The following is a 2,042-nucleotide window of genomic DNA, read 5'->3' on the forward strand; positions in this document are numbered from 1 at the left end:
CTCCACTCCACAACCGGAGGCCTTCGTCGTCAGCCAGATTCAGACCGTGTCGTCGCACAAACTCGACCAACCTGCCTGGGCAGTACACCTAGGGCAGCACCGCGATCCCGTCGATCTCCACCAGCGCCTCCTCATCCCAGAACCGCACCACACCGATCACCGCCATGGCCGGGTAGTCCCGCCCGGCCAACCGGTGCCACACCTTCCCGAGTTCGGACGAGTGGGCACGGTAGTCGGCCACGTCCGTGACGTAGACGGTGACCCGGGCCAGATCGTGCGGGGTGCCACCGGCGGCGGTGAGCGCGGCGAGGAGGTTGGCCAGGGCCGTTTCGAACTGTTCGGCGATGCCGGTGCCGGTGATCTTGCCACCGGCGTCGAGAGCGGTCTGACCGGCGAGGTACACCACCCGGGAACCGGTCGCGGCGACGGCGTGGGAGAAGCCGGTGGCCGGGGAGAGACCGGGCGGGTTGATGCGTTCGAGACTCATCGAGTGCCCTTCGTCGTCATCGTCGTCCTCGTCATGTCGTCGCCGTCATCGCCGGTACGAATTCCCTACAGCTCACCGGTGCGGCGCCGGTACAGCTCCTTCGCGATGATGCCGCGCTGGACCTCGCTCGCGCCCTCGTAGATCCGCGGTGCGCGGACCTCCCGGTAGAGGTGCTCCAGCAGATGGCCGCGCTGGAGCGCGCGTGCGCCGTGCAACTGCACCGCGGTGTCCACGACGTACTGCGCGGTCTCGGTAGCGAACAGTTTCGCCATCGCCGACCGCTGCGGGACATCCGCCGCGCCGGAGTCGTACGCGCAGGCCGCCGCGTACACCAGCAGCCGTGCCGCCTCGATCCGGGTGGCCATCTCGGCCGCCTGGTGGGACACGGCTTGGAGGTCCTTGAGTGGGCCGCCGAAGGCCGTGCGGTGCGCGGTGTGGCCGAGGGTGGCGTCGAGCGCCGCCTGGGCCATGCCGACGGCGAAGGCCCCGACGCTGGGGCGGAACAGGTTGAGGGTGCTCATGGCGACGCGGAAGCCGCCGCCCGGTTCACCGAGCAGATCGGCGCGGCTGACGGGTACGCCGTCGAAGCGCAGGACGCCGATGGGGTGCGGGGAGAGCATCTCCAGGGGGCTGCCACCGAACCCCGGCCGATCGGCGGGGACGAGGAAGGCACTGATGCCGCGCGCTCCGGGCGCCTCACCTGTTCGGGCGAAGACGGTGCAGAAATCCGCCTCGGGGGCGTTGGAGATCCAGCACTTCTCCCCCGTGAGCCGCCAGCCGTCGCCGTCCGGCGCGGCTTCGAGTGCCAGTGCCGCGGCGTCGGAGCCGGCGTCGGGCTCGCTGAGAGCGAAGGCCGCCACCGCCCGGCCCGCGATGACATCGGGCAGGACGCGCTCACGCTGGGCCGGTGTCCCCGCCTGGAGCACCGGGTAGCTACCGAGTCCTTGGAGCGCCAGGGCGGTCTCGGCCTCCGTGCAGCCATGGGCGAGGGATTCCCGGAGCAGGCACAGGTCAAGCGCACTCGCGTCGCTGAACAGGCGCTTCAACAAGCCCAGTTCGCCGAGTGCGGCGATCAGCGGACGGTTCACCCGCCCCGGCTCCCCCTTCTCGGCGAGCGGGCGCAGCCGCTCGACCGCGAGTGCGCGCAACTCGGCGCACCAAGCGCTCTGTGCCGGATCGAGCGAGAATGCGGACATCCGATCCCCTACTTCCTGCGGCCTGGACCCAGGGCCCGTGCGACCGCGCCGTACCGTTCGGCCGTCCCCGGGAAAGCACAGTATCGCGGACTGTTGACTGTCGTCACCCACACGCTACGCTCGATGCGCGACCCCACCACGACAAGGGGCGAACATGGAGCTGTCACCCTCGGCCCACCTCGACACCTTCGCGCGGGACCATCTGCCGCCGGCGGACCAGTGGCCTCGGCTGCTGCTGAACGCACCCGGCCCAGGCCGAACGGCCGATCCGTCCGGGCCTGGGGGGGGGGGGGGGGACCCCCCCCCCCCCCCCCCCCCCCCCCCAGCCGAAGCCAACGCCGGGGGGGTTTAAAAAAAAA

Annotated in this window: 2 protein-coding genes; both read right to left on the bottom strand. The window is 70.9% G+C overall.

From position 1 onward, the window contains the following. Positions 1-88: 88 nt before the first annotated feature. Positions 89-487 carry a RidA family protein gene (locus tag ACFWI9_RS16220; RefSeq protein ID WP_387162412.1) on the bottom strand — a complete coding sequence of 133 codons (399 nt, stop codon included), beginning with the start codon at positions 485-487 and terminating at the stop codon, positions 89-91. Positions 488-552: 65 nt separating this feature from the next. Continuing rightward, positions 553-1,683, bottom strand: a complete 1,131-nt coding sequence (locus tag ACFWI9_RS16225) for an acyl-CoA dehydrogenase family protein (RefSeq protein ID WP_387162413.1) — start codon at positions 1,681-1,683, stop codon at positions 553-555. Positions 1,684-2,042 lie beyond the last annotated feature (359 nt).

It is taken from the genome of Streptomyces sp. NPDC127084, from assembly GCF_042724175.1.
Classification (GTDB): Bacteria; Actinomycetota; Actinomycetes; order Streptomycetales; family Streptomycetaceae; genus Streptomyces.